This is a genomic window from Inquilinus limosus MP06, assembly GCF_000767795.1.
Taxonomy (GTDB): Bacteria; Pseudomonadota; Alphaproteobacteria; order DSM-16000; family Inquilinaceae; genus Inquilinus; species Inquilinus limosus_E.
Genome location: NZ_JANX01000272.1, coordinates 1 through 8,080 on the forward strand (window position 1 = coordinate 1; position 8,080 = coordinate 8,080).

Genomic DNA, 8,080 nt, shown 5'->3' on the forward strand with positions numbered 1-8,080 from the left:
CCTCGTCCGGCAGGGACGCCCCGGCGCCGCGGCGCCGGCTGCGCCTGGCGCGACCGCGCAGTGCGGCAGCAGCGCTGGGCCTGGCGGTCGGCCATCTGATGACCAAGCCGGCCTTCGCGGCGCTGTCCTTCGGCAACTGGTCGCGCGTGCTGGTCGGGCAGGTCAACCGCGGCCACTGCCACTTCGTCGTCGACGAGGCCGGCCTGGTGGTCGGTTTCCTCGGCTGGGCCGTGACCGGCGAGGCGAAGGCCGAGGCCTGGCTGCAGGGCCGCGGCGACGTCTCGGATTTCGACGCCCGCGACGGCGACTGCATCGTCATCAACGCCTGGTCGGCGGACGGTCCCGCGGTCAACCGCGCCGTCCTGGCCGCAGCCCGCCTGGCGATCCGCGACAAGCGGCTGGTCTATTTCAAGCGCCACTATCGGGACGGCCGCACCCGCCCGATGCGCCTGTCCGTCAACGACTTCGTCGAAGGTCATATCGGCCGCTGACCCGACGCATGGGCCGGTCGCGACCGGCCCATCCTCAACAAAATCAGGAGAACACTCATGGCCAGCATCACCGGCAGCGACGCGAACGACGTCGTCCACGTGGCGTTCGACAACACCAGCATTCCTCCCGGCTTCAATGAGATCGCGGCGGCCACCGACGATGCCGACGTCATCAACGGCATGGGCGGCGACGATCGCCTGATCGGCGGAGGCGGAGACGATATCCTGCGTGGCGGGGTCGGAGGAGATGCCCTGAACGGCGGGGCCGGGATCGACACCGCGTCCTACTCCACCAGCGCGGCGGCGGTGGATATCAACCTGGCCGAAGGCACCGCGCGATTCGGCGATGCCCAGGGCGATGGCCTCGCGTCGATCGAGAATGTCGACGGCTCGTCCTTCGACGATACCCTCGTCGGCAACAGCGGAACCAATCAGCTCAAGGGTCTCGGCGGCAATGATGTCCTGAAGGGGCTGGGCGGCGACGATGTCCTGGTGGGCGCCGCTGGCAATGACGAGCTCCAGGGCGGCGCCGGGGCGGACGAGCTCAGCGGCGGCCTCGGCATCGACACCATCCGCTACTTCGTCAGCGACGTCGACAGCGATGGCGATCTCGAAGGCGTGAACATGACCATCGGTGGCACCGGCACCTTCGGCGAGGCCTTGGGCGACACGATCAAGGATGACATCGAGAACGTCATCGGGACGGTGCAGGGCGACGACCTGGTCGGATCGGCCTTTGACAACCGGCTCGACGGCGACGACGGCAATGACGATCTCTCCGGCCGGGGCGGCAACGACACCCTCACCGGTGGTGACGGCAATGATGATCTGTTCGGCGGAGCAGGGGGCGACCATCTGGTCGGCGGCGCCGGGACCGACGAGATCCACTACGGCGGCACCGTCGGAGTCTCGATCAACCTGGCCGACCGCACCGCCGTCGGCGGCGAGGCTGACAGCGACGTGATCGAGGGCGACATCGAGGATGTCGACGGCAGCGAGGGCGGTGACATCCTGGCTGGCTCCGATGTGAATAACACCCTGTCCGGCAACGACGGTGGCGACTTCCTTTTCGGTGGGGCGGGGGACGACAGGCTGAACGGCGGAAGCGGCGATGATGTTCTGGGAGGCGGCGCCGGGGCGGACCGGCTCAGCGGCGGCTCCGGCAAGGACACCATCGTGTTCGACGGTCTGGTCGGCGTCACGGTCGACCTGACGGACCGGATTGCCCGGGACGGCGAAGCTCAGGGCGACGTTCTGGCCGCCAATCACGGCATCGAGAACATCCGCGGCAGCGGCGGTGCCGACCATCTGACCGGGTCAGCCCTGGACAACGAACTCGTCGGGAGCCTGGGCGACGACACGCTCAGCGGCCTGGGCGGCAATGACTTCCTGTTCGGCGGGGGCGGCAACGACGTGCTTCGCGGCGGGGGCGGGGCGGATTTCCTGGATGGCCGCGGCGCCGATGCTCCCGGTGCCGCCGACCTCGTCAGCTTCTTCGGCGCCACCGCCGCGGTGACGGTCGATCTCCAGGCGGGCCTCGGCAGCCGCGGCGATGCCGAGGGCGACAGCTACGTCGCCATCGAGAACGTCAATGGCGGCAAGGGCGACGATATCATCATCGGCGACGCCGGGGCCAATGTGCTGCGCGGCTTCGAGGGCAACGACGTGCTGCGTGGTGGGGCAGGGGCCGACATGCTGGATGGCGGCACCGGCATCGACACCGCCAGCTACTTCACCGGTACGGCCGGGGTCGTGGTCAGCCTGGTCACCGGCAAGGGCAGCGCTGGCGAGGCCCTGGGCGACACGCTGACCGGGATCGAGAACGTCAACGGCGGCCGGGGCGGCGACAGCCTGGTCGGCAACAGCGGCGCCAACGTGCTGCAAGGTTTCGGCGGCAACGACGTGCTGACCGGGGCCGGCGGCAAGGACACCCTCACCGGCGGCGTCGGCGCCGACCGCTTCATCTATGGCGGCGTGACCCAGAGCTTGGTCGGGGCCAATGCCGACCGGATCACCGATTTCAACCACGCCCAGGGCGACCGCATCGACCTGGCGGCGATCGATGCCAACACTCTGGCTGCCGGGGAGCAGGCGTTCCGCTTCATCGGCACCCAGGCCTACCATCACATCGCCGGCGAGCTGCGCTTCGCGGTGGTCGATGGCGTCACCATCGTCGCCGGCGACGTCAACGGCGACGGTACCTCCGACTTCCACATTCAGCTCGTTGGCCAGGCCAGCCTCCAGGCCGGGGACTTCCTGCTGTGAGCGGACAGAGGCCTGCCACGGCAGCGGGTGTCGCCGAACGCGACACCCCCTCCGGCCAGGACGTCCCAGCGGCGCCCGTGCCGCTTCACCCCCATCTCGAACAGGAGAACCATCATGGCCTTTATTAAAGGCTTCGAGGACCGCAAGGACATCATCCATGTGCCGGGCGACGGCACGCCGATTCCGGACGGCTTCAACGATATGCCTTTCGCCACGGACTCCGGCGACGTCCTCAGCGGTCTCGGGGGCGACGACCGGCTGTTCGGCGGCGGCGGAGACGATGAGCTGCTCGGCGGAACCGGGGCGGACATGCTGACCGGCGGAAGCGGCCGTGACGCGGCGTCCTACGTCACAAGCGCGACGCTGGTCGGCGTCGACCTGGCCAACGGGTTCGGGTTCTCCGGTGACGCCGTGGGCGACCAGTTCAGCTCGATCGAGAACCTCTTCGGCTCCAGCCACGACGACATCCTCCTGGGCGACGGCAACGCCAATACGCTGCTCGGCTTCAAAGGCGCCGACGCGATGGTGGGGGCGGGCGGCAACGACACGCTGGACGGGATGGAGGGCAACGACGATCTTCAGGGCGGCGCCGGGGCGGACGTGCTCCGCGGCGGCGACGGCATCGATACGGTCCGCTATTCCGCCATCGACGGCGATGGCGACGGCGATCTCGACGGCGTGTCCATCTTCATCGGCTTCATCGCATCCTTCGGCGAGGCCGAGGGCGACACGGTCAACCTCGATGTCGAGAACATCATCGGCACCGCGGTGACCGATGCCCTCGTCGGTTCAGCCGCGCGCAACCTGCTCGACGGCGGCGGCGGCGACGATCTGCTGGACGGCCTGGGCGACAATGACACCCTGCGCGGCGGCGACGGCAATGACGAGCTTCAGGGCGGCGCGGGGGCCGACGTGCTCAGCGGCGGCGCCGGCATCGACACGGTCCGCTATTCCGCCATCGACGTCGACGGCGACGGTGATCTCGATGGAGTCCGGATGACCCTCGGCGGGACGGGCACCTTCGGCGAGGCCAAGGGCGACACGATCGATGTCGACATCGAGAATGTCATCGGCACGATCGCGGGCGACGACCTGGCCGGATCGAGCGCGGACAACGCGCTGGACGGCGCCGCCGGCGGCGACGACCTCTTCGGCGGGGACGGAAATGACACACTGATCGGTGGAGACGGCGACGACGATCTGATCGGTGGGGCGGGCGCCGATACGCTGATCGGCGGCTCCGGCATCGACTCGGTCGTGTACAGCGGCCCCGACGGCGTGACCGTCGACCTGACGGCGCTGGTCGCCAGGAATGGCGATGCGCAGGGCGACGTGTTCAGGCCGGATCATGGCATCGAGGATATCGATGCCACCAGCAGCGGCGACAGCCTGACCGGCTCGGCCGTGGCCAACCGGCTCGACGGGAATAGCGGAGACGACGTTCTCAGCGGGCTGGGCGGCAACGATGTCCTGTCCGGAGGGCTCGGCAGCGACATCCTCCGCGGCGGGGCCGGGGCGGACCGGCTGGATGGGGCGGAGTTGGACATCGCCGGCGCCGTCGACCTGGTGACCTATTTCGGCGCGTCTGCCGCGGTGACGGTCGATCTGGCGGCCGGGCAGGGCAGCCGCGGCGACGCCGAGGGCGATACCTATTTCGGGATCGACAACGTCAATGGCGGCAGGGGCGGCGACATCATCACCGGCAATGAGTTCGTCAATGTCCTGCGCGGCTTCGAGGGCAATGACGTGCTTCGCGGCGGGGCGGGGCCCGACACGCTGGATGGCGGCGTCGGCATCGACACCGCCAGCTACTTCACCGGCACCGCCGGCGTCGTGGTCAGCCTGGTCACCGGCAGGGGCAGCGCCGGCGAGGCTCAGGACGACAAGCTGACCGGGATCGAGAACGTCAACGGCAGCCAGGGCGGCGACAGCCTGGTCGGCGACAGCGGCGCCAATGTGCTGCAGGGCTTCGGCGGCAACGACGTGCTCACCGGGGGCGGCGGCAAGGACACGCTCGCCGGCGGCCTCGGCGCCGACCGCTTCGTCTACGGCAATGCGGCGCAGAGCGTGGTCGGCGCCAATGCCGACCGTATCGTCGATTTCAGCCACGCCCAGGGGGACAGGATCGACCTGTCGGTGATCGACGCCAGCACGCCGGCGGCCGGGAACCAGGCGTTCAGCCTCATCGGCTCCGGCCTCTACACCGGCGTCGCCGGGCAGCTCCGTTTCGCGGTCAACGGCGGCGTCACCACCATCGCCGGCGACGTCAACGGCGACAAGGTCTCCGACTTCCACATCCAACTGGCCGGCGCGGTGGCGCTGGTCGCCGCCGATTTCGTGCTCTGACGGAGCTCCGGCCGGCTCCGGACGCCGGGGCCGGCCTTCGGCCACGGCATGCGTCGGGGAGGCGCCCATGACCCAGGACTGGCGCAGGGTCTATCACTTCTGGTTTCCGGATGGCCTCGACGAGGCCGATCTGGAAGCGCATCTGCGGCTGCATGGCTGGTGGTTCGGCGGCGGCGCCAATGCCGAGCTGATGCCGCTGGCCCCGCTGCTGGCGACGGCCCATGCCGGCAGCCTCGACCCCTGGCTCGAGACGCCGCTCGGGCGGTTGTCGCTGATCCTGGTGCTGGACCAGTTCCCGCGCGGGCTGTTCGCCGGTCGGCGCGAGGCCTATGCCGGCGACGAGGCCGCGCTGCGGATCGCGCGGGAAGGGCTGGCGATCGGCCATTACGACGCGCTGTCCCGGCCGTGGGAGCAGATCTTCTTCCTGCTGCCCCTGGCCCATGCCGAGGGGCCGGACCACCGCGCCCGGCTGAAGCAGGTGGTGGCGATGGCCGCGCTGGTGGCGGCCGAGGCGCCGGAGCGGCTGCGGCCGCTGTACCGGTTCCATGTCGGCCAGGCGCGGTCCCATCTCGAGATCGTCTCCCGCTTCGGCCGGTTCCCGCACCGCAACCCGATCCTCGGCCGCGCCTCGACGGCGGAGGAGGCGGCGTGGCTGGCGCAGGGCGACCTGACCCATCTGCGCCGCCCGCCGGGGCTGAAACCGTCCTGACCGGCGCTGTTCCCCGGGCGACAGCCGGGCGCGCGCGGATGCCGTAGACCAGATGCGACAGGCAACCCAACAGGACAATGCCGATCATGGCCAATTTCACCACGACCGACGGGCCGGACTTCATCCATGTCGCCGGCGACGGCAGATCGCCCACGAGCGCCATCTTCACCGTCTTCGACGACGCCACCGGCGGCAACGACACCATCAACGCGGCGGGGAGCGACGACGTCGTCTTCGCCGGTGGCGGCCAGGACACGCTGAACGGACTCGGCGGCAATGATATCCTGAACGGCGAGGCCGGCGACGACACCCTCAGCGGCGGCGACCTCAACGACCGGCTGGTGGGCGGAGCCGGCGCGGACCGGCTGAGCGGCGGTGCCGGCCGCGATATCATCCAGTTCGACGGCGGCGTCGGCGTGACGGTGAACCTGGCGACGCTGCAGGCCTCGGGCGGCGAGGCCCAGGACGATACCTTGGCCGGCGACATCGAGGACATCCAGGGCAGCGCCGGCGGCGACACTCTGGCCGGGTCGGCGGCGGACAACCAGCTGTTCGGCCTGAACGGGAACGACTTTCTCTCCGGCCTCGCCGGAAGTGACATATTGGAGGGCGGTGTCGGCAACGACCGGCTCGACGGCGGGGATGGCAACGACAGCCTCCGTGGCGGCGCCGGGGCCGATATCCTCAGCGGCGGGGCCGGCACGGACACGATCGACTTCGGCGCCTCGGCCGCCGGCGTGTCGGTGAACCTGGCCATCAACGCGGTGGCCGGCGGCGACGGCGCCGGCGACACGATCTCCGGCTTCGAGAACATTCTCGGCACCGGCAGCCCCGACGCGCTGGTCGGGTCCGATGCGGCCAATCTGCTGGACGGCGGTGGCGGCAACGACTCTCTGGCGGGAGGCGCCGGCACCGACACGCTGAGAGGGAATTCCTTCGACGATCTCCTGCGCGGCGGCGCCGGGGCGGATGTGCTGGATGGCGGTCAGGGCAACGACACCGCCAGCTACAGCGACAGCACGGCCGGGGTGACGGTGTCCCTCGTCTTCGGCGCTGTCAACAGCGGCGGTGACGCCGCGGGCGACACGCTGCAGCAGGTCGAGAACCTGGTGGGCAGCGCCTTCGCCGACAACTTGGCCGGGACGAACACCGATAACGGTCTGCGCGGCGGCGGGGGAAATGACAAGCTGGACGGCGGTGTGCTGAACGATACCCTGGTCGGCGGTGCCGGCGCGGACCAGTTGATCGGCGGGTTCGGCATCGACACGGCCGGCTATGACGACAGCGGCGTCGGCGTGGTGGTCGACCTCGGCACCGGCGCCGCCAGCGGCGGCAATGCCGCTGGCGACACCCTCGACGGCATCGAGAACCTCACCGGCAGCCTGGGCAACGATCGGCTGACCGGGTCCAGCGCCGTCAATGTCCTGCGGGGGCTCGCCGGCAATGACATCCTCCGCGGCGGCAATGGTGGCGACACGCTGGATGGCGGCGACGGCACCGACCTCGCCACCTATTTCGGCTCCGCCACCGCGGTGAAGGTCAATCTCGGCGACACCAATCTCGAAAGCGGCGGCGAGGCGGGCCAGGACAGGCTGACCGGCATCGAGAACGTCAATGGCGGCGAGGCCGGCGACACCCTCGCCGGCAATGCCGTGGCCAACGTCCTCAACGGCTTCGGCGGCAACGACCTGCTCGCCGGCGCAGGCGGCAGGGACACGCTGTCGGGCGGCCTCGGCGCCGACCGCTTCATCTACGCCGCGACCGCGGACAGCGCCGTCGGGGCGAATGCCGACCGGATCGCCGATTTCAGCCGCGCCCAGGGCGACCGGATCGACCTGGACGGGATCGACGCCAACCTCAAGGTGTTCGGCGACCAGGACTTCGCCTTCATTGGCACCGGCCTGTTCACCGGCGTCGCCGGCCAGCTGCGCTTCGCCTTCACCGCCCCCGGCGTGACCACCGTCGCCGGCGACGTCACCGGGGACGGGGTGTCGGACTTCCACATCCAGCTCACCGGCCGGATCGCCCTGCAGGCATCGGACTTCCTGCTGTAGCCGCGCAGCGGCCCCTTTTCCCGACCAGGAGCCATCATGGCCGATACGGACCATCCCTGCGACACCTGCCTGCTGGCCGAGGCCGGTCCCGGCGCGGCCGTCGCGCCGCCGCGCCGGGACGGCCATCCGCTGGAGCCCGACCGCGATGCCATGGACGCGATGGGGCAGGCGGTGCTGCGTCGCGCCATCGCCTTCGTCGAGAGCCTGCCGCACCG

Annotated in this window: 5 protein-coding genes; all 5 read left to right on the forward strand. The window is 70.2% G+C overall.

Annotation, left to right across the window (positions count from 1 at the left end; translation table 11 throughout):
• A partial coding sequence (locus tag P409_RS19740; RefSeq protein ID WP_152613446.1) for a toxin-activating lysine-acyltransferase occupies positions 1 to 491 on the forward strand: 491 nt, incomplete at its 5' end.
• A gap of 57 nt (positions 492 to 548) precedes the next feature.
• On the forward strand, positions 549 to 2,756 hold the full coding sequence (locus P409_RS41260; RefSeq protein ID WP_034842118.1) for a calcium-binding protein: 2,208 nt from the start codon (positions 549 to 551) through the stop codon (positions 2,754 to 2,756).
• Between the two features lie 114 nt (positions 2,757 to 2,870).
• Complete coding sequence (locus P409_RS38090; RefSeq protein WP_034842121.1) at positions 2,871 to 5,102, forward strand: calcium-binding protein; 2,232 nt, start codon at positions 2,871 to 2,873, stop codon at positions 5,100 to 5,102.
• Between the two features lie 67 nt (positions 5,103 to 5,169).
• Positions 5,170 to 5,811 (forward strand): DUF924 family protein, encoded by a 642-nt coding sequence (locus P409_RS19755; RefSeq protein WP_034842126.1) that lies wholly within the window; start codon positions 5,170 to 5,172, stop codon positions 5,809 to 5,811.
• Between the two features lie 86 nt (positions 5,812 to 5,897).
• Positions 5,898 to 7,865, forward strand: coding sequence for a calcium-binding protein (locus P409_RS19760; protein WP_161790429.1), 1,968 nt, complete (start codon positions 5,898 to 5,900; stop codon positions 7,863 to 7,865).
• Positions 7,866 to 8,080: the final 215 nt, after the last annotated feature.

Excerpts from the sequence above, each read along its gene's own strand:
- P409_RS41260 (WP_034842118.1), top strand. The coding sequence starts at position 549 with ATGGCCAGCATCACCGGCAGCGACGCGAACGACGTCGTCCACGTGGCG.
- P409_RS38090 (WP_034842121.1), top strand. The coding sequence starts at position 2,871 with ATGGCCTTTATTAAAGGCTTCGAGGACCGCAAGGACATCATCCATGTG.
- P409_RS19755 (WP_034842126.1), top strand. The coding sequence starts at position 5,170 with ATGACCCAGGACTGGCGCAGGGTCTATCACTTCTGGTTTCCGGATGGC.
- P409_RS19760 (WP_161790429.1), top strand. The coding sequence starts at position 5,898 with ATGGCCAATTTCACCACGACCGACGGGCCGGACTTCATCCATGTCGCC.